The organism is Streptomyces sp. 3N207, from assembly GCF_052246355.1.
Classification (GTDB): Bacteria; Actinomycetota; Actinomycetes; order Streptomycetales; family Streptomycetaceae; genus Streptomyces.
Genome location: NZ_JBQQBV010000006.1, coordinates 123,224 through 139,643, shown reverse-complemented (window position 1 = coordinate 139,643; position 16,420 = coordinate 123,224). Strand labels below are relative to the sequence as shown.

The following is a 16,420-nucleotide window of genomic DNA, read 5'->3' as shown; positions in this document are numbered from 1 at the left end:
GGAGTGGAAACCTCCGTTGACGGCCTGCTGGACGGTCCCCATGTCGTTGACGAGGGGACTTCCGAGCGTAAGCCGCGCAGGACGGGGTGGCTCCTCGATGGGGCGGTGGTGTGGGCGGAATCACCAGCCCGGGGTAGCGAAGCGCGGGGTCGGCCGACCTCCCCCGGCCGGAGGCTGGGGGAGGAAAAAGATCTCCGCAACCCGAGCGTTCGCCCTCAGGCCCAGAGCTGGCCCTGGACGGTGGCGATGGCGGCTTCGTCGGAGTCGGCGGTGTAGAGGCCCGTCGAAAGGTACTTCCAGCCGCCGTCGGCGACGAGGAAGACGATGTCGGCGCTCTCCCCGGCGCGGAGCGCCTTGCGGCCGACACCGATCGCGGCGTGCAGCGCCGCGCCCGTGGAGACGCCCGCGAAGATGCCCTCCTGCGCGAGGAGTTCCCTGGTGCGGGTGACCGCGTCCGCGGAGCCGACCGAGAAGCGGGTGGTCAGCACGGACTCGTCGTACAGCTCGGGGACGAAGCCCTCGTCCAGGTTGCGCAGCCCGTAGACCAGGTCGTCGTAGCGCGGCTCGGCGGCGACGATCTGGATGTCGGGACGGTGCTCGCGCAGATAGCGGCCCGCGCCCATCAGCGTGCCGGTGGTGCCCAGGCCCGCCACGAAGTGGGTGACCGACGGCAGGTCGGCGAGGATCTCGGGGCCGGTGGTGGCGTAGTGCGCGCCCGCGTTGTCGGGATTGCCGTACTGGTAGAGCATCACCCAGTCCGGGTGCTCGGCCGCCAGTTCCTTGGCCACCCGTACCGCCGTGTTGGAGCCGCCCGCCGCGGGGGACGCGATGATCTCCGCGCCCCACATGGCCAGCAGCTGGCGCCGCTCCTCGCTGGTGTTCTCCGGCATGACGCAGACGATGCGGTAGCCCTTGAGCCTGGCCGCCATCGCCAGCGAGATGCCGGTGTTGCCGGAGGTCGGCTCCAGGATGGTGCAGCCGGGCTGCAACCGGCCGTCCTTCTCGGCCTGTTCGACCATGTGCAGGGCCGGACGGTCCTTGACGGAGCCGGTGGGGTTGCGGTCCTCCAGCTTCGCCCAGATCCGTACGTCCTCGGAGGGCGAGAGCCTCGGGAGCCGTACGAGGGGTGTGTTGCCGACGGCGTCGAGCGGGGAGTCGTAGCGCATCAGCGCATGGCCCCAGCCATCGGAGCGCCTCCGGCAACTGCCGGAAGAATCGTCACGCTGTCGCCGTCGCTGACCTTGGTGGTGATGCCGTCCAGGAAGCGCACGTCCTCGTCGTTGAGGTAGACGTTCACGAAGCGGCGCAGCTCACCGCCGTTCACCAGGCGGTCCTGGATTCCGGTGTGGCGGCTCTCCAGGTCGGCGAAGAGCTCACCGATGGTGTCGCCACTGCCCTCGACCGCTTTCTGGCCGTCGGTGTAGGTGCGGAGGATGGTCGGAATGCGGACCTCGATGGCCATGAGAGTGCTCCCGTCGGAGAGGAAAGAGGGCTGGCTGTTCGGCGGGCTGGGTACCACCCGGCGGTGACCGGGGAAGCAGCTGCGGGCGCAGCGCGGGCCCCGTACCGCGGGCAGGGCGTACTGACGGGCCGGGCGGGCGCGCGACAGGCCACCCGAGCGGGCACGCGTCAGGCCGGTGGACAGATCGCGCTGGCGAGGCGGCACAGGTCGACGTGCAGGCGCGCCACGAGCAGCATGCCCGGGGTCTTCTCGAATGCGCTCACGTCGTGGACAACCATGGGCTCATCGTAACGATTCCTGGCGGCGGAATCGGATGTGAGTTTCATGATGCGGACCGATCCGTCTCATGGACGCCGGTCAGCGGCTCTCAGGAGCCCTGATCTCCGTAGCTCTCGACAACCTCGACCTCTTCCTCGGTCACCTTGCCGTCCACGATGCGGAACGAGCGGAAGGAGAACGGACCCTCGTCGTTGCCGCACTCGGCGGTGGAGACGAGGACGTAGTGCGCACCGGGCTCGTTGGCGTAGGAGATGTCCGTACGGGACGGGTACGCCTCGGTGGCGGTGTGCGAGTGGTAGATCACGACGGGTTCCTCGTCGCGGTCGTCCATCTCGCGGTAGAGCTTGAGCAGATCGGTCGAGTCGAACTCGTAGAAGGTGGGCGAGCGCGCCGCGTTCAGCATCGGGACGAAGCGCTCGGGCCGGCCCTCGCCGACCGGGCCCGCGATCACGCCGCACGCCTCGTCGGGGTGGTCCGCGCGGGCGTGGGCGACGATCCGGTCGTGCAGCTCCTGGGTGATGGTCAGCATGACCGCCAGGATATGCGCGCCTGCGCACACCCGTCCGCGCCCCCACCCCCGCCGCCCGTCCGGGAGCGTACGAAGGGCCGGACCGTACGCCTGAGCAGTACGGTCCGGCCCTGCTGCCCCGGCGCCCGGACCCTCCTGGGCCCGGGCCGGTGGCGGCCTCAGTCCTGGCCGGTGGCGGCCTCGGGCTCGAGCTTGCCGGCGCTCGCGGTCACCGGCGTCTTGAGCGCGGGCAGCGAGGAGCGGTGCGCGTACGCGGTCCGACGGGCGTGCAGCAGCCAGTACGCGCCCAGCAGCACGGCCCAGCCGGCGCCGACGTACAGCGAGATCCGCGCCGTCTCGTCGAGTGCCACGATCACCAGCACCATGGTGAGGAAGAGCAGCGCGACCCAAGTGAAGACGCTGCCGCCCGGTGCGGGGAACGAGGACTTCGGCAGCCGTCCCGCGACGACGGCGCGCCGGTACATCAGGTGGCTGACGAGGATCATCATCCAGGTCCAGATGCCGCACGCGGTGGCGACCGAGGTCACGTAGGCGAACGCCTTCTCCGGCACCACATAGTTGAGCACCACGCCGAGGCCCATGAGCAGCACCGAGATGGTGATGCCCGCCGCGGGGGACTGCCGCTTGTTCAGGCGCTCGAAGTAGCCGGGGGCTTCCTTGTTCTCCGCCAGGTCACGCAGCATGCGGCCGGTGGAGTACATACCGGAGTTGCAGGAGGAGAGCGCGGCGGTCAGCACGACGAAGTTGACGATGCCGGCACCGAGCGGAATGCCGATCTTGCCGAACGCGGCCACGAAGGGGCTGACGCCGTCGGAGAACTCGGTCCACTTGACCACGGACAGGATCACGACGAGCGAGCCGACGTAGAAGATGATGATGCGCCACGGCAGCGTGTTGATCGCCTTGGGCAGTGTCGTCTCCGGGTCCTGGCTCTCGCCCGCGGTGATACCGACGAGTTCCACCGCGATGTAGGCGAACATCACGCCCTGCAGCGTCATCAGGCTGGATCCGATGCCGGTCGGGAAGAAGCCGTCGTGGGCCCACAGGTTGCTGACGGCAGCGGTCTCACCGGCCTGCGAGAAGCCCAGGGTGAGCACGCCGAGACCGATCACGATCATGCCGATGATCGCGGTCACCTTGATCATCGAGAACCAGAACTCGACCTCGCCGAAGACCTTCACCGAGATCAGGTTCACCCCGAACAGCACCACCAGGAAGACCAGCGCGCTGACCCACTGCGGGATGTCCGGGAACCAGTAGTGGATGTAGATCGCCGCCGCGGTGAGCTCGGCCATGCCGGTCACGACCCACAGCAGCCAGTAGGTCCAGCCCGTCACGAAGCCGAAGAACGGCCCCAGGAACTCCCGGGCGTACTCCGCGAAACTGCCGGAGACCGGGCGGTACATCAGCAGTTCGCCGAGCGCCCGCATGATGAAGAAGATGACGACGCCCGCCAGGGCGTACATCAGGATGATGCTGGGTCCGGCCTTGGCGATGTTCGCCCCGGCTCCCATGAACAGGCCGACACCGATGGCACCGCCGATGGCGATCATCTGGACCTGGCGGCTGCCCAGCCCTCGCTGGTAGCCCTCGTCGGAAGGCCCGGCCGCGCCGCTGCTTCCGCCCGTGCTTGCGGATGCGGGTTTCCCCCTGCCGTCCGCGACCTGCTCGGAGGTCATGTGGTGCGCCTTTCTCCATTCCGATCCGGCCCTTCCGGATCGGGTCCCGATCCCCCCGGTGGAGTTGTGCGTGCCGACGATCGGCCGGCGGTGCACCGCTGTGCGGGCAGGGGTGTGCCCGGCGGACAGCGGATCCGTGCAGGTGTACCACGGAGGGCTGTCCCCGACGCGTGACTCGACTCACGGAAAGAAAGGGCAGAGAAGGACATCACGCCCGGAAGGTTCCGGACGTGATGTGTTCGTTAAGAGGATTTTGCTCTCCGATTACCGAACAACTGCACAAGCGGCGGCCGTTCGTCATCGGGACATGTCACGACATCAGCGTCTCGACCAAGGTCTCCTGAAGACCGCCCAGCCACAGATAGGCCATCACCATGGGCTTACGTTCGTCGGAGTCGGCCAGCTGGTACAGCTCGTCGTCGCTGTCGTCGCTCACCTCGAGGCGGGTACCGATGGCCAGCCGCAGATCGTTGAGAGCGCCCAGCCACTGCTTGGACTCCTGCGAGGTGAGGGTGAGCACGGCCCCCCGCTCCCCCGGCGTCAGCGCGTCCAGCGCACGCACCACGGCCAGCCCGTCCGCCCGCTTGCGGGCCCGCAGGTCGTTCTCCGTGTAGCGGCGGAACTCCGCGGACGCCGCCCGGTCGCGCTTCGCCCGCGCCGCCTCGTCGCTGTCCGCTGCCAGGTCCTCGGGAGGCGTGGTGTCCGGCCCGGGGCCGTAGGCGTCCGGGAAGAGCCGGGCCAGCGCCGGATCGGCGGGCGGCTCGCTGGGGCCGTCGGCGAACGGCGGCCAGGAGACGGCCTCGATACCCGCCAGCTCGTCCTCCAGGCTGCCGCCCTCGCCCCTCGCCGAGCCCTCGCCCGGTCCGCCGGGCCCGGCCTCCTGCGGTGGGCGCGGCTGGTCGGCGGGCTCGCTGCCGGGGCCGATCAGCTCCAGCAACTGCACCGCCAGACTGCGCAGGATCGAGATCTCCACCTCGTCCAGCGCGATGGCGGCGCCACCTTCCTCGGTCGGCTCGAAGTGCCCTGCCATCAGCGGTCCTGGGTGAGCGTGGCCCACAGTCCGTAGCCGTGCATGGCCTGCACGTCGCGCTCCATCTCCTCGCGGGTACCGCTGGAGACGATGGCGCGTCCCTTGTGGTGGACGTCGAGCATCAGCTTCTTCGCCTTCTCCTTCGAATAGCCGAAGTACGCCTGGAACACGTACGTCACATAGCTCATGAGGTTGACCGGGTCGTTGTGCACGACGGTCACCCAGGGCACATCCGGCTCGGGAACCTGTACGGGTTCCTCGGTGGTCTCCGGGCGCTCGATCTCCGTTGGGGTGGCGACACTCACAGGTCCCATGCTGCCACCCTGCGCCCGGGGCCGCCCAAACAGCACCCCCGGTCACCGTATATCGTCAAGCTGACGAGATCCGGGGTACGCTCGCAATGAGCGACCCGAACACACGAGGTGAGGCAGCAGTGCTGGATTCCCCCACAGGGCAGCCCCCGCACGACTCCCGGCAGGCGGAAGACCACAGGCAGGCCGTGGAGGACGCCCGGCAGGAACACGCCCGGCGGATGGAGACGGGGCTGCCGGTGGCCGTGCCCTCCACCGCGCTGTTCACCGACCAGTACGAGCTGACCATGCTCCAGGCCGCACTGCGCGCCGGGACGGCCGAGCGGCGCTCCGTCTTCGAGGTCTTCACCCGCCGGCTCCCCGAGGGCCGCCGCTACGGCGTCGTCGCGGGCACCGGGCGAGTGCTGGACGCGGTGGAGAACTTCCGCTTCGACGAGCAGCTGCTCGACTTCCTGCGCGAGACACGTGTGGTGGACGAGCCGACCCTTCGGTGGCTCGCCGACTACCGCTTCAAGGGCGACATCCTCGGCTACCCGGAAGGCGAGGTCTACTTCCCCGGCTCGCCCATCCTGCGGGTGGAGGGGACGTTCGCCGAGTGCGTGCTGCTGGAGACGGTGGTCCTCTCCATCCTCAACCACGACTCGGCCGTGGCAGCCGCCGCCTCCCGGATGGCCGTCGCCGCCGCAGGGCGTCCGCTGATCGAGATGGGCGCCCGGCGCACCCACGAGCTCGGCGCCGTCGCGGCGGCCCGCGCCGCCTATGTGGGCGGCTTCGACACCACCTCCGACCTGGCCGCCGGGTTCCGCTACGGCATCCCCACCGTGGGCACCAGCGCCCACGCCTTCACCCTGCTGCACGACACCGAACGGGACGCGTTCACCGCGCAGGTCGAGTCGCTGGGCAGCGGTACGACGCTGCTGGTGGACACCTACGACGTGGCCGAGGCGGTCCGTACAGCCGTGGAGGTGGCGGGCCCGGATCTCGGTGCCGTCCGTATCGACTCCGGTGACCTGCTGCTGGTTGCCCACCGGGTACGCCAGCAGCTGGACGAGCTGGGCGCGGACCGGACCCGGATCGTGGTCACCAGCGACCTGGACGAGTACGCCATCGCCTCGCTGGCCGCGGCCCCCGTGGACGCGTACGGCGTCGGCACCCAGCTGGTCACCGGCAGCGGCCACCCGACCTGCTCGATGGTCTACAAGCTGGTGGCCCGCGCCGACTCCGAAGAGCCCGGTGCCCCGCTCCGCGCGGTGGCCAAGCGCTCGACGGGCGGCAAGACCTCCATCGGCGGCGCCAAGTGGGCGGCCCGCCCGGTGGACGCGGAGGGCGTGGCCGAGGCGGAGGTGGTGGGCACCGGCGACGTACCGCCCGAGCTGGCCGGGCAGCTGCTCCAGGTGAAGCTGATCGACCGGGGCACCGTCGTCGGCCGCGAACCCCTGGACGCCGCCCGGGAGCGCCACCGCGCGGCCCGCGCCCGGCTCCCGATGTCCGCGGCCCAGCTCTCCCGCGGAGAACCCGTGCTGCCGGTCGAGCACGTGTAACCCCCGGTACGGGCCCGAGCCGCATACCGGCGTCGTTCCACTGCCGCCGGGCCCCTGAAGTGTCTAGTCTCGGACGTGACGGCGGTTTCCGGACGCTGTCCGAAGCTTCCGACGCCTGGCGCGCGACGCCCGACGCCTGCCGATGACTCGCAACGGCCGCCGGTCACGGACCGTCCTCTCCCAGCCGACCCACCAGCCGAAGGGTGTGCACCATGCACCGGGCATTGATCGTCGTGGACGTGCAGAACGACTTCTGCGAAGGCGGCAGCCTCGCCGTCGCGGGCGGCGCCGATGTCGCGGCCGCCATCACCGACCTGGTCGGGGACGCCTCCGCCGGATACCGCCATGTCGTCGCGACCCGGGACACACACATCGATCCGGGCGACCACTTCTCCGCCGATCCGGACTTCCGGCGCTCCTGGCCGCCGCACTGCGTGGCGGGCACCGAGGGCGTGGGCTTCCACCCCAACTTCACCCCCGCAGTCGCCTCGGGCTCCATCGAGGCCGTCTTCGACAAGGGCGCCTACACCGCCGCGTACAGCGGCTTCGAGGGCGCCGACGAGAACGGCGTCGCGCTGGCGGACTGGCTGCGCGAGCGGGAGGTGACCGAGGTCGACATCGTCGGCATCGCCACGGATCACTGCGTGCGCGAGACCGCCCTGGACTCCGCGCGGGAGGGCTTCCGTACGCAGGTGCTGCTGGATCTGACCGCGGGGGTCTCCGAGGAGACCGTCCAGCGCGCGCTGGACGAGCTCCGCGATGCGGGGGTCGAGCTGACCGGTAAGCCCGTGGTTGCTGCCTCCTAGCACTTCCCCCGCGCGGGGGCCTTTGGCGGAGTCCCGTCGTGGACCTTTCGTCGAGTGCCGACTACGGGTGCGGTTGTGGCTGATCGCGCAGTTCCCCGCGCCCCTTCGGGGCGCGGGGTTACGCGGGGGTGACGCGTAGCAGGGCTGCGATCGGGCGCCAGGAGTTGCGGTCGTCGTCGGGGACGGCGCGCCAGACCAGGCCCTCTGGGTGGTGCAGGACCGCCGTGACCTCGTCCGCGGTGGGCGGCTCCGTGTTGCCGCGCAGATAGATCGCACGCAGCCCGAGGTTCCGCAGCCTGGTCAGGGCGCGGGCACGGTTGCCTGCGTGCACCAGCACGCGGACGCGTTGCTCCTCACAGGGTCTGCGTACCGTCGCCTCACGCACCGTGTGCGGTTCGTCCGCGAACGCCGACCAGCGCCGCGAGGCCGGCACCAGCCCGGCGCGGCCCGCCGGGGCTGCCGCGGCGGAGCGGCGGGTGCCGGCACCGGGCACGGTGCCGTGCGGCTCGCGTGGCACCGGAAGCGTCAGCGCGACGATCACGCTGCCGTCCGGAAGCCTGACGAATCCGCCTCCTGACATGATCACCATCTCCCCCGTGAGACTCGTTCGGGTCGGTCGATACGGGGCCGCCGCGAGGCAGCCCCACGGTGCATCTAAACGCGATCGAGCGCCGATCGCCAGGGGGTAACGGATGATCATGTTTTGACCTGCAACGATGCAAACAAATTCATACCTGGGTTGCACAGCCGTCGAGCATCTGTGCCCAGCGACCCATTTGTGGATCTTCGCGGCCCCCTTACGGTCAGTAGCCGCACCGCCCTGTCACCCAGTTTCGACCCTTTTGAGCTGTTTATCCTCGGTGGTTGAAGGGCCGACCATTTTTCATGTCGCCATTGGGCCGACCGCTGGCAACCATGAAGATCGCCGCCACCGGTTGCGGAAGCGGAATCTCCAACTCCCCATCAGATAGCGGGTGCGAACATCGGTACGGGGCGCGTGTGCCGCTTGTGAGCCAGCGTTGCGCCCAGCGCCGGACGCGAGCCCCGCACGACTCGCGCAAGACCCCTCTGCTGTCCGCTAGTTGGGACAGCCGGAGCCAAGTGCGTCAGTGCGCCCCCCGTGCAACTAAGGCGTGGGTCAGCTCACGCTTGCCGCGCTTTCCGCCAGGGCATGCCGGACCGTAGAGTCGTTCGATGGCGCCCCGTTTGTACCGAGGCAACGCGTAGCGCACAACGACCTGTTCACACGTTCAGACCGTGCCCACTCCCCCGAGGACGGATCCGCCATGCCGCGTCCGAACCCTGCCCAACTGGCCTACGGCTCGGCCACCGTCGTGTGCTCCACACTCGCCATGCTGCTGCTCTCCGAGACACGTTCTGGCGGCTGGATCGCCGTGATCGCGTTCGCGGCCCTCGCACTTGGCCTGCTGGTGGCACTGACCGCCCCTTCCACCAGGCCAACACCCAAGCGGCACCGGGTGGTCGCCCGTGCCGACGCCGCAGCCGGCACTCGCTCCCCCGCCGCCCGGCCCGACCCCGTGCCCGCCCAGCACGCGGCTTCCGCCGCCCCGGCGCCCGCGGCGACGGCGGGCCTGGGAGCCCGCCACTGACGAGCCCGGCGAACGATCCTGGCGCTCCCCCGGCAACGGCGCCGGGGGAAGCGCTCGCTCATGCCCGCGGCCCCGGCGCTGTTCGTCAGTCCGCCGCGACCACCACCGTGCGCGCCGTCTTGTCGTGCAGGCACTGCTGATAGGGCTTGTCCCAGGTGCAGAAGAGCACGTTCACCAGCCAGAACAGCGAGCCCACGCAGGGCACCAGCGGCGGGATCTGGTAGACGGCAGCCCGGAGCCAGCCGGGCGCGCCCGCCGGTACGGCGCCGTTCTGCAACATGGCCACCCGGACGCGCATCAGCTTCTTGCCGACCGTCTGGCCCGAGTTCGTCAGCATCAGGCCCTCGTAGAGCAAGTAGACGAGGGTGTAACTGAGCTGAGGCCAGTAGCTGATGCCCTCGTCGGTCGAATAACCCCCTTCGACCACGCCCGCGATGATGCCGATCGGAATGGCGATCAGCAGCGCGTCGATGATGCGCGCCAGCAGCCGCTTGCCGCGGGACGCCAACGGCGGCATCCCTGCCAGCGGGTCTGCGGCACCTTCGGGACCGCCGTAGGGGTTGTCGTACGGGCTCCCGCGACCGCCGCCGTAGCCGCCGCCCGGCGCATCCCCGAAGCCGCCACCCGGCCCGCCGCCCGCGGGAGGTGGCGGAGGATTCCCGTACGGCATACCAGGACCGCCGGGCGGTGGGGACTCCCGGCCCGGCAGCTCCTGGTCGGGAGGCTCCTGGCCGGGCGCCTCTCCGCCCGCCGCAGGGCGTTCGGGCCCCTGCGGCGGCTGCGGCTCCTGCGGCTTCCGGAACGGGTCGTTCTCCGGCTGCTCCGTGCTCATGGCCCGAGTGCACAGCCCTCGTGGACCCGCCGCATCCGGGGCGGGCTGTTCGGGGTACCCGCTCGCGGGACGGCACTCCTTCGGGCGCCCGGTCCGCACACTCCGGTCGTCACGCCCCGGTCGTCCCAGTCGTTACAGCCTGATCTCGCTGTCTCCCGCGCTGCCCTTGGCGACGAACGTCCCGGCCACCTTGTCGTGCCAGCACTGCCGCCAGGGCCGGTCGAACAGGCACCACACGGCGTTGACCAGCCCGATGACCAGCAGTCCCAGCACGCCGTGCACCAGCCAGCGCAGTACGGACCTGCCGAAGGCGGGCTTCCCGTAGCCCTCGATGTTCACCACCGAGAGCCCGAACAGCTTCTTGCCGAGCGTACGGCCCCAACGGGCCGTCGGCAGGACCTCGTAGAGCAGCCCGAAGACGAGCAGTGCGCCCACGACCAGGGCCAGATAGCTGCCCGTGGTGCCGTCGATCAGCCACACCCGCTGGGTCACGCCCGCCTGCTCGACCGCCTCGATCTTGGCGTTGATGTGGTCGACGGCCTTGCCCACGAACGGGAACGCGGCACCTGCCCCCACGCCCAGGGTGAGGACCAGATCGACGAGCCGCGCGCCGAGCCGCTTGCCCAGCGCCCCGGGCCGTGCCTCCTGGCGTGCGGCCCGAGCGAACGGGTCGTCGGCGGGTGGCCGCCACGGCGTGACGGCGTCCGGACCGCCGGACTGCGGCTGTGCGGGCAGCCCCGCGGGCTGCGACCAGGAGGGACCGGCCTCCGGCCCGCCGCCGCCCTGCTGGGCCGGCAGCGGCGCCGCCTGACCGGGCCCTGGCGCCGGAGCGAACCCGGCGGGTGGCCCCTGCTCTCCTCGCTGCCCCGGCAGCCCGGCCGGTGCCGCGCCCTGTCCGGCGCCGGCAGCGGGGCGGGACACCTGCGGGCCTGACGCCACCCCGGCGGAAGCGGCCGCTGCCTGTGGCCCGGAAGCCGCGCCGCCCGCGGCGGCCGGTGCCGCGGCTCCGCCCGTCGCGGCCGGGCCCTGGTGCGTACCGCCGGGTGCCGCGCTCTGTCCGGGTCCGCCGGTGGCCTGGCCGGGCACGCGCTGAGCGGCCTGGGTGTGGCCCGGGCCCTGCGCGGGGACCGTGCCCGCGGCACCGCGCTGTCCGGGCTGGTCGCCGGGGCGCGCCGGGGGCGTTCCGGTGGCGGAGGGCTGTTCGGGGGCGCTCGGTGCCGTCGGGGCCTGGCCGGAACCGGTTGCCTGGCCCGGGACGCGCGGGCCGGGGGCGCTCCCCGGTGCGGGGGACGACGAAGACGCGGGGGACGACTGGGATGCGGGCGACGACTGGGATGCGGGGGACGGGGACGGCTGGGAGGGGACGCCTGCCTGTGGGGCCCGGTCACCGGTGCGGAGCACCTCGGAGCGGCGCAGGCCGACCGTCTTCTCGCGCCCGCCCTGGCCGGGGAGTTCCCCGGCGCCACCGGCACCGGCCGGTCCGGACTCCGCTGTGCTCGCACGCGTCGGGGTGGCGGACTCGCTTTCCGTACGGCCGGATGCCCGGCCTTCGTTGCCCCAGTCGCCCCGCGGGTCGGCCGCGGGCGGTCCGAATCCGCCCTGCGGCGTCCCGGACGGCTGCCAGCTGGGAGCGGCCGCGGCAGGTCCGGAGGCCCCGGACGACGCGGCAGGCTCCGGACCCGGGACCGGCTGCTGGAGGCCACGGGCGCGGCGCTCGCCACCTTCGCCTTCGCCGTCCTCGTCCAGGAAGACCGGGCCGGTCTCGTCCGAGGAGGAGCGCGGAGGGCTCGGCGGTCCCGCGGGGCCCTCCTGATCGGCGGTGGCCGGAGGCGCGGGAGCCGTGGCGGGCGAGGACGCCACCGGCGGCGGCGCGGGCATGGGTTCACCCTCACGTGGCTCGGGGCGGCTGGTGCCGGGCACCCAGGACGAACCGTTCCAGTAGCGGATGTATCCGGGGATGGACGGATCCGGATAGTACCCGGCACGGGGCACCTCACCATGAGTACCGGAGGGTCCCACAACCCCCAACTCCCCTCACGCACGACGCTCTTGTCCAGGCCGCTGCTGCGCGGCCTCGTGTCCCGCCGCCGACTGTGCGGCGGGATCCTCCACCTGTCCGAGAAGGACGGTAAGGAGGACAGTAACGAAGAAGACCGCGCAGGGAGGAAGCAGACGGCAGGTAAGCCCGCCTTCGAGCGACCCAGGAGCCGCCCGGCGCCCCCGGGCACCCGGCGAACAAATCCCCGGAGCGCCCGGTGAAAAACCCCGCGAACCCGTGTAAGAAACAGCGTCCAGCGGTCTCTTCCCCCGTGCGGGTCGCTCGCAGCGGCCCACGCAGAGGAACAGGGGATCAGAGGAAAGGGCGCACCGTATGCACACCGTCGTCGAACGCGAAGTGGAGGCGAGGCTCGTCCTCGCACCGGAGCGCAGCGTTGCCGTACCGGCACGGCTCAGCTACCGCCCGGACGACCCGTATGCCGTCCACATGGCCTTCCATATCCACTCCGAGACCCCCGTCCACTGGACGTTCGCGCGCGAACTGCTGGTGGAGGGGCTGGCTCAGCCGTGCGGGGACGGCGACGTACGGGTGTGGCCGACGTGCGTGGGCGGGCGCAACGTGCTGTGCCTGGCGCTCAGCTCACCGAACGGCGACGCGCTGCTGGAGACGCCCTCCCCTGTGGTGGCGGCCTGGCTGGAGCGGACCTTGCGGGTGGTGCCGCCGGGCAGCGAGCCGGAAGTGCTGGGACTGGACGAGCAGCTGAGCGAACTGCTGGAGCGGTGAGCGGGCTGGATGCCTCAGGCGACCGGGCCGGGCTCCCCGTCCGCCGGAGGCAGGTCATGGCGCTCTCGGAACAGCAGGGCGGCCAGGGCTCCGGCCGGCATCAGCCGGCCGCGAGAAAAAACCGCGCGCCGTGAACTTTTGTGCCGGACCCGCCATCGAACCCTGCGCACAGTCCGGTACCACTTCGCTAGGAGAGACATGCGCAAGAAGTTCACGAAGCTGGCCCTCGCCGTCGCCGGCGTCGCCGCCTTCTCCGGTATGACCGCCATGAGCGCCCAGGCGAGCGACGGCCCGACCAAGCCGGACGAGACCGTCAAGACCGCGGGCGAGAAGCAGTGCATACAGTGGGGCCAAAAGCTGGAGAAGACGGACAAGTACTCCGGCTTCGCCTGCTGGCAGGACGGGGTGAACGGCCCCTGGTACCTGGACCTCTGGCTCGAACGCTGAACCCTGCGGCCGGACGTGCGGGACCAGCGCTCCGGCCGCCCTTTCGAGGGCCGGGCCGACGGACACTCCGCCGGCCCGGCCCTCGGCTGTTCAGGTCCGCCGCGCGGCCGTCAGAAGACCTTGCCCGGGTTGAGAATGCCGTTCGGGTCGAAGGCGGCTTTGACGGCCCGGTGGAGTTCCAGGCTGACCTCGCCCAATTCCTGGGCCAGCCAGTCCTTCTTCAGCACGCCGACACCGTGCTCGCCGGTGATCGTCCCGCCCAGCTTCAGGCCCAACTCCATGATCTCGTCGAAGGACTGGCGGGCGCGGCGGGACTCGTCCTCGTCGGCGGCGTCGAAGCAGACGGTGGGGTGGGTGTTGCCGTCACCCGCGTGCGCACAGACCCCGATGGTCAGTCCGTACCGCTCGGCGATCTCGGCCGTTCCGTCCAGCATGTCGGCCAGCCGGCTCCGCGGTACGCACACGTCGTCGATCATCGTGGTGCCCTTGACCGCTTCCAGCGCGGTCAGCGCGGCGCGGCGCCCTTGGAGGAGCAGTTCGGACTCCGCGGCGTCCTCGGCGGGCACCACCTCGCTCGCGCCCGCCGCCGTGCACAGTTCGCCCACCGCCTTCAGCTCCGGCGCCGGCTCGGGGGTGTCGAAGGCGGCGAGCAGCAGCGCCTCGGTGGTCTCGGGCAGGCCCATCTTCGTCATGTCGTTGACGGCCCGCAGCGTGGTGCGGTCCATCAGCTCCAGCAGCGCGGGCGTGTGGCCCGCCTCCATGATCCGGCACACGGCGTCGCAGGCAGCGGCCGTCGAGGGGAACTCGGCGGCCAGCGCGAGCTGTTGCGGCGGCTCCGCACGCAGCCCGAGGGTGGCCCGTACGACGATGCCGAGGCTGCCCTCGGAGCCGACGATCAGCCGGGTGAGGTCGTAGCCTGCGACGCCCTTGGCCGTGCGGCGGCCGGTGGACAGCAGCCGTCCGTCGGCGAGGACGACGTCGAGGCCGAGCACGTACTCGGCGGTGACGCCGTACTTCACACAGCACAGGCCGCCGGAGCCGGTGCCGATGTTGCCGCCGATGGTGCACATCTCCCAGCTGGAGGGATCGGGCGGATAGCTCAGGCCGTGCTCGGCCACCGCGCGGGAGAGCCGGGCGTTGATGACGCCCGGCTCCACGACGGCGATCCGGTCGACGGGGTTGATCTCCAGAATGCGGTCCATTCTGGTGAGGGAGAGCAGTACGCAGCCGTCCGTCGCGTTGGCCGCGCCGGAGAGGCCCGTGCGGGCGCCCTGCGGGACCACTGGGACCCGCAGGTCGTTCGCCGTCCGCATGGTGTGTTGCACCTGCTCCACGTTGCGGGGTACGACGAGTGCGGCGGGTGCCCCTGCGGGGCAGAAGCTCGCCATGTCGTTGGCGTACGACCGGAGTACGTCGGGGTCTGTCAGCACCGCCTCTGCGGGGAGTTCCTTGCGGAGCCGCGCGATGAGCTTGCTCATGCCCTCACCTTGGCAGCCGCCTCCTTTGCGGGGAAGCCTTGTCGGGGCCCGTCGCTTGTGGGGGCACGCCTCGTTTCGTTTTTGGCTGCCTGCCGGTGCTTGTGGGGGCACGCCCCCTTTGTTTTTCGGCTGCCGCCGACAGGTCGTGTCGGGGGGCTCCGCCCCCCAACGGCCCCCCGCCAGGTGGGCTTCGCCCCCCTAGAACCCCCCTTCCGCAAGACCTTGATCTATTGACGTGAGGGATCTCCGCCCGGGGGCTGCTGCCCTTTGTCTGCACGTGGCGCCCATATCTGGGGTGGGTGAGAGCGCCCAGGCTCCAACCTCGGATATGGGCGCCACCCGCAGCGAATGGGTTGGGATATCAGGTAGGGGGATCAGAGGTTGCCGCGTAGGGCTTGTTCCCTTTCGATGGCTTCGAAGAGGGCCTTGAAGTTGCCTTTGCCGAAGCCCATGGAGCCATGCCGCTCGATGAGTTCGAAGAAGACGGTCGGCCGGTCCTGAACCGGCTTGGTGAAGATCTGGAGCAAATAGCCGTCCTCGTCGCGGTCGACGAGAATCTTCAACTCCCGCAAGGTCTCGACGGGAACCCGCGTCTCGCCGGCCCACTCTCCAAGTGTGTCGTAGTACGCGTCAGGGGTGTTGAGGAACTGCACACCGGCTGCCCGCATACTCCGCACCGTGGAGACGATGTCGCCCGTGGCCAGCGCGATGTGCTGGACGCCGGCGCCGCCGTAGAACTCCAGGTACTCGTCGATCTGGGACTTCTTCTTGGCGACGGCGGGCTCGTTGATCGGGAACTTCACCTTGCGGGTGCCGTCGGCGACGACCTTCGACATCAGTGCCGAGTACTCCGTGGCGATGTCGTCGCCGACGAACTCCTTCATGTTCGTGAAGCCCATGACCTTGTTGTAGAACGCGACCCACTCGTTCATCCGGCCGAGTTCGACGTTGCCGACGCAGTGGTCGACGGCCTGGAAGAAGCGTCGCTCCGGGGGCCGGACGATGGGGTCCATGGCGACGAAGCCGGGCAGGTAGGGCCCGTCGTAGCCGGTGCGCTCGACGAGGGTGTGGCGGGTCTCGCCGTAGGTGGCGATGGCGGCCCGGACGACGACGCCGTGCTCGTCCTTGGTCTCGTACGGCTCCTCGATGCCGCGGGCGCCGTGTTCGACGGCGTACGCGTACGCGGCGCGGACGTCGGGAACTTCGATGGCCAGGTCGATGACGCCGTCGCCGTGTGCGGCGACGTGCTCGGCGAGGAAGCGGCCCCGGTCGGTGGTGGGGCGGATGACGGAGGTGAACACGAACCGGGCCGAGCCGGACTCCAGTACGTAGCTGGCCGTCTCCCGGCTGCCGTTCTCCGGGCCGGCGTAGGCCACGGCGCGCATGCCGAAGGCCGTGGAGTAGAAGTGCGCTGCCTGCTTGGCGTTGCCGACGGCGAAGACGACCGCGTCCATCCCCTTGACCGGGAAGGGGTCTGCCTGCCGTGCGGTCTGCGGGGTTGCCGCGTGTGTGGTCTCAGTCATATTCGCAGGGTCTCCCCAGGCGACAAGGTGCGCAATAGTTTGCGTTTCTCCTGGGCAGTTTGTTCAGTGGGAGGAGCGATCGGTCGGACGATGTGCGCAATCTGCGCAGCC

The 16,420-nt window shown here is 70.6% G+C and carries 17 protein-coding genes; 5 read left to right on the top strand and 12 right to left on the bottom strand.

The window, feature by feature from the left end:
- Nucleotides 1–215 precede the first annotated feature (215 nt).
- From ACTWP9_RS12065 to clpS, 7 genes are all read right to left on the bottom strand, one after another.
- A complete protein-coding gene (locus ACTWP9_RS12065; RefSeq protein ID WP_443246067.1) occupies nucleotides 216–1,166 on the bottom strand; it encodes a PLP-dependent cysteine synthase family protein in 951 nt (316 codons plus the stop codon).
- Nucleotides 1,166–1,462 (bottom strand): MoaD/ThiS family protein, encoded by a 297-nt coding sequence (locus ACTWP9_RS12060; RefSeq protein WP_443246066.1) that lies wholly within the window; start codon nucleotides 1,460–1,462, stop codon nucleotides 1,166–1,168. Before ACTWP9_RS12060 ends, ACTWP9_RS12065 begins: the two co-directional genes overlap by 1 nt.
- Before the next feature lie 167 nt (nucleotides 1,463–1,629).
- The gene (locus tag ACTWP9_RS12055; protein WP_372446451.1) at nucleotides 1,630–1,740 is read right to left on the bottom strand and encodes a putative leader peptide; all 111 of its coding nucleotides are present in this window, start codon (nucleotides 1,738–1,740) and stop codon (nucleotides 1,630–1,632) included.
- 89 nt (nucleotides 1,741–1,829) lie between these two features.
- Nucleotides 1,830–2,270: a Mov34/MPN/PAD-1 family protein gene (locus tag ACTWP9_RS12050; protein ID WP_443246065.1), complete on the bottom strand. Its 441-nt coding sequence runs from the start codon at nucleotides 2,268–2,270 to the stop codon at nucleotides 1,830–1,832.
- A gap of 158 nt (nucleotides 2,271–2,428) precedes the next feature.
- Nucleotides 2,429–3,949 carry an amino acid permease gene (locus tag ACTWP9_RS12045; RefSeq protein WP_443246064.1) on the bottom strand — a complete coding sequence of 507 codons (1,521 nt, stop codon included), beginning with the start codon at nucleotides 3,947–3,949 and terminating at the stop codon, nucleotides 2,429–2,431.
- A gap of 310 nt (nucleotides 3,950–4,259) precedes the next feature.
- On the bottom strand, nucleotides 4,260–4,979 hold the full coding sequence (locus ACTWP9_RS12040; protein WP_443246063.1) for a DUF2017 domain-containing protein: 720 nt from the start codon (nucleotides 4,977–4,979) through the stop codon (nucleotides 4,260–4,262).
- Entirely contained in the window at nucleotides 4,979–5,293 is a 315-nt protein-coding gene (gene clpS, locus ACTWP9_RS12035; protein ID WP_443246062.1) for an ATP-dependent Clp protease adapter ClpS, read from the bottom strand. The genes ACTWP9_RS12040 and clpS overlap by 1 nt, the downstream gene beginning before the upstream one ends.
- A gap of 218 nt (nucleotides 5,294–5,511) precedes the next feature.
- Between clpS and ACTWP9_RS12030 the strand changes: the two genes are divergently transcribed.
- Both ACTWP9_RS12030 and ACTWP9_RS12025 read left to right on the top strand, forming a co-directional pair.
- Nucleotides 5,512–6,831: a nicotinate phosphoribosyltransferase gene (locus tag ACTWP9_RS12030; RefSeq protein ID WP_443246235.1), complete on the top strand. Its 1,320-nt coding sequence runs from the start codon at nucleotides 5,512–5,514 to the stop codon at nucleotides 6,829–6,831.
- Between the two features lie 212 nt (nucleotides 6,832–7,043).
- Nucleotides 7,044–7,637 (top strand): isochorismatase family protein, encoded by a 594-nt coding sequence (locus ACTWP9_RS12025; protein WP_443246061.1) that lies wholly within the window; start codon nucleotides 7,044–7,046, stop codon nucleotides 7,635–7,637.
- A 118-nt stretch (nucleotides 7,638–7,755) separates the two neighbouring features.
- Here ACTWP9_RS12025 and ACTWP9_RS12020 read toward each other — a convergent pair whose 3' ends face one another.
- On the bottom strand, nucleotides 7,756–8,217 hold the full coding sequence (locus tag ACTWP9_RS12020; RefSeq protein WP_443246060.1) for a hypothetical protein: 462 nt from the start codon (nucleotides 8,215–8,217) through the stop codon (nucleotides 7,756–7,758).
- Between the two features lie 706 nt (nucleotides 8,218–8,923).
- On the opposite strand from ACTWP9_RS12020, the gene ACTWP9_RS12015 reads away from it, so the two are divergent.
- On the top strand, nucleotides 8,924–9,247 hold the full coding sequence (locus ACTWP9_RS12015; RefSeq protein WP_443246059.1) for a hypothetical protein: 324 nt from the start codon (nucleotides 8,924–8,926) through the stop codon (nucleotides 9,245–9,247).
- Between the two features lie 85 nt (nucleotides 9,248–9,332).
- On the opposite strand, the gene ACTWP9_RS12010 is transcribed toward ACTWP9_RS12015, so the two are convergent.
- Nucleotides 9,333–10,079 carry an RDD family protein gene (locus ACTWP9_RS12010; RefSeq protein WP_443246058.1) on the bottom strand — a complete coding sequence of 249 codons (747 nt, stop codon included), beginning with the start codon at nucleotides 10,077–10,079 and terminating at the stop codon, nucleotides 9,333–9,335.
- A gap of 132 nt (nucleotides 10,080–10,211) precedes the next feature.
- Nucleotides 10,212–12,071, bottom strand: a complete 1,860-nt coding sequence (locus tag ACTWP9_RS12005) for an RDD family protein (protein ID WP_443246057.1) — start codon at nucleotides 12,069–12,071, stop codon at nucleotides 10,212–10,214.
- A 379-nt stretch (nucleotides 12,072–12,450) separates the two neighbouring features.
- Between ACTWP9_RS12005 and ACTWP9_RS12000 the strand changes: the two genes are divergently transcribed.
- Both ACTWP9_RS12000 and ACTWP9_RS11995 read left to right on the top strand, forming a co-directional pair.
- Entirely contained in the window at nucleotides 12,451–12,861 is a 411-nt protein-coding gene (locus ACTWP9_RS12000; protein WP_443246056.1) for an SsgA family sporulation/cell division regulator, read from the top strand.
- A gap of 198 nt (nucleotides 12,862–13,059) precedes the next feature.
- Complete coding sequence (locus ACTWP9_RS11995) at nucleotides 13,060–13,308, top strand: hypothetical protein (RefSeq protein ID WP_443246055.1); 249 nt, start codon at nucleotides 13,060–13,062, stop codon at nucleotides 13,306–13,308.
- Between the two features lie 110 nt (nucleotides 13,309–13,418).
- Here ACTWP9_RS11995 and ACTWP9_RS11990 read toward each other — a convergent pair whose 3' ends face one another.
- Together ACTWP9_RS11990 and hppD are read right to left on the bottom strand one after the other, a co-directional pair.
- A complete protein-coding gene (locus ACTWP9_RS11990; protein WP_443246054.1) occupies nucleotides 13,419–14,786 on the bottom strand; it encodes an FAD-binding oxidoreductase in 1,368 nt (455 codons plus the stop codon).
- 374 nt (nucleotides 14,787–15,160) lie between these two features.
- Nucleotides 15,161–16,309 carry a 4-hydroxyphenylpyruvate dioxygenase gene (hppD, locus tag ACTWP9_RS11985; RefSeq protein WP_443246053.1) on the bottom strand — a complete coding sequence of 383 codons (1,149 nt, stop codon included), beginning with the start codon at nucleotides 16,307–16,309 and terminating at the stop codon, nucleotides 15,161–15,163.
- Nucleotides 16,310–16,420 lie beyond the last annotated feature (111 nt).

Excerpts from the sequence above, each read along its gene's own strand:
- ACTWP9_RS12065 (WP_443246067.1), bottom strand. The coding sequence starts at position 1,166 with ATGCGCTACGACTCCCCGCTCGACGCCGTCGGCAACACACCCCTCGTA.
- ACTWP9_RS12060 (WP_443246066.1), bottom strand. The coding sequence starts at position 1,462 with ATGGCCATCGAGGTCCGCATTCCGACCATCCTCCGCACCTACACCGAC.
- ACTWP9_RS12055 (WP_372446451.1), bottom strand. The coding sequence starts at position 1,740 with ATGGTTGTCCACGACGTGAGCGCATTCGAGAAGACCCCGGGCATGCTG.
- ACTWP9_RS12050 (WP_443246065.1), bottom strand. The coding sequence starts at position 2,270 with ATGCTGACCATCACCCAGGAGCTGCACGACCGGATCGTCGCCCACGCC.
- ACTWP9_RS12045 (WP_443246064.1), bottom strand. The coding sequence starts at position 3,949 with ATGACCTCCGAGCAGGTCGCGGACGGCAGGGGGAAACCCGCATCCGCA.
- ACTWP9_RS12040 (WP_443246063.1), bottom strand. The coding sequence starts at position 4,979 with ATGGCAGGGCACTTCGAGCCGACCGAGGAAGGTGGCGCCGCCATCGCG.
- clpS (WP_443246062.1), bottom strand. The coding sequence starts at position 5,293 with ATGGGACCTGTGAGTGTCGCCACCCCAACGGAGATCGAGCGCCCGGAG.
- ACTWP9_RS12030 (WP_443246235.1), top strand. The coding sequence starts at position 5,512 with ATGGAGACGGGGCTGCCGGTGGCCGTGCCCTCCACCGCGCTGTTCACC.
- ACTWP9_RS12025 (WP_443246061.1), top strand. The coding sequence starts at position 7,044 with ATGCACCGGGCATTGATCGTCGTGGACGTGCAGAACGACTTCTGCGAA.
- ACTWP9_RS12020 (WP_443246060.1), bottom strand. The coding sequence starts at position 8,217 with ATGTCAGGAGGCGGATTCGTCAGGCTTCCGGACGGCAGCGTGATCGTC.
- ACTWP9_RS12015 (WP_443246059.1), top strand. The coding sequence starts at position 8,924 with ATGCCGCGTCCGAACCCTGCCCAACTGGCCTACGGCTCGGCCACCGTC.
- ACTWP9_RS12010 (WP_443246058.1), bottom strand. The coding sequence starts at position 10,079 with ATGAGCACGGAGCAGCCGGAGAACGACCCGTTCCGGAAGCCGCAGGAG.
- ACTWP9_RS12000 (WP_443246056.1), top strand. The coding sequence starts at position 12,451 with ATGCACACCGTCGTCGAACGCGAAGTGGAGGCGAGGCTCGTCCTCGCA.
- ACTWP9_RS11995 (WP_443246055.1), top strand. The coding sequence starts at position 13,060 with ATGCGCAAGAAGTTCACGAAGCTGGCCCTCGCCGTCGCCGGCGTCGCC.
- ACTWP9_RS11990 (WP_443246054.1), bottom strand. The coding sequence starts at position 14,786 with ATGAGCAAGCTCATCGCGCGGCTCCGCAAGGAACTCCCCGCAGAGGCG.
- hppD (WP_443246053.1), bottom strand. The coding sequence starts at position 16,309 with ATGACTGAGACCACACACGCGGCAACCCCGCAGACCGCACGGCAGGCA.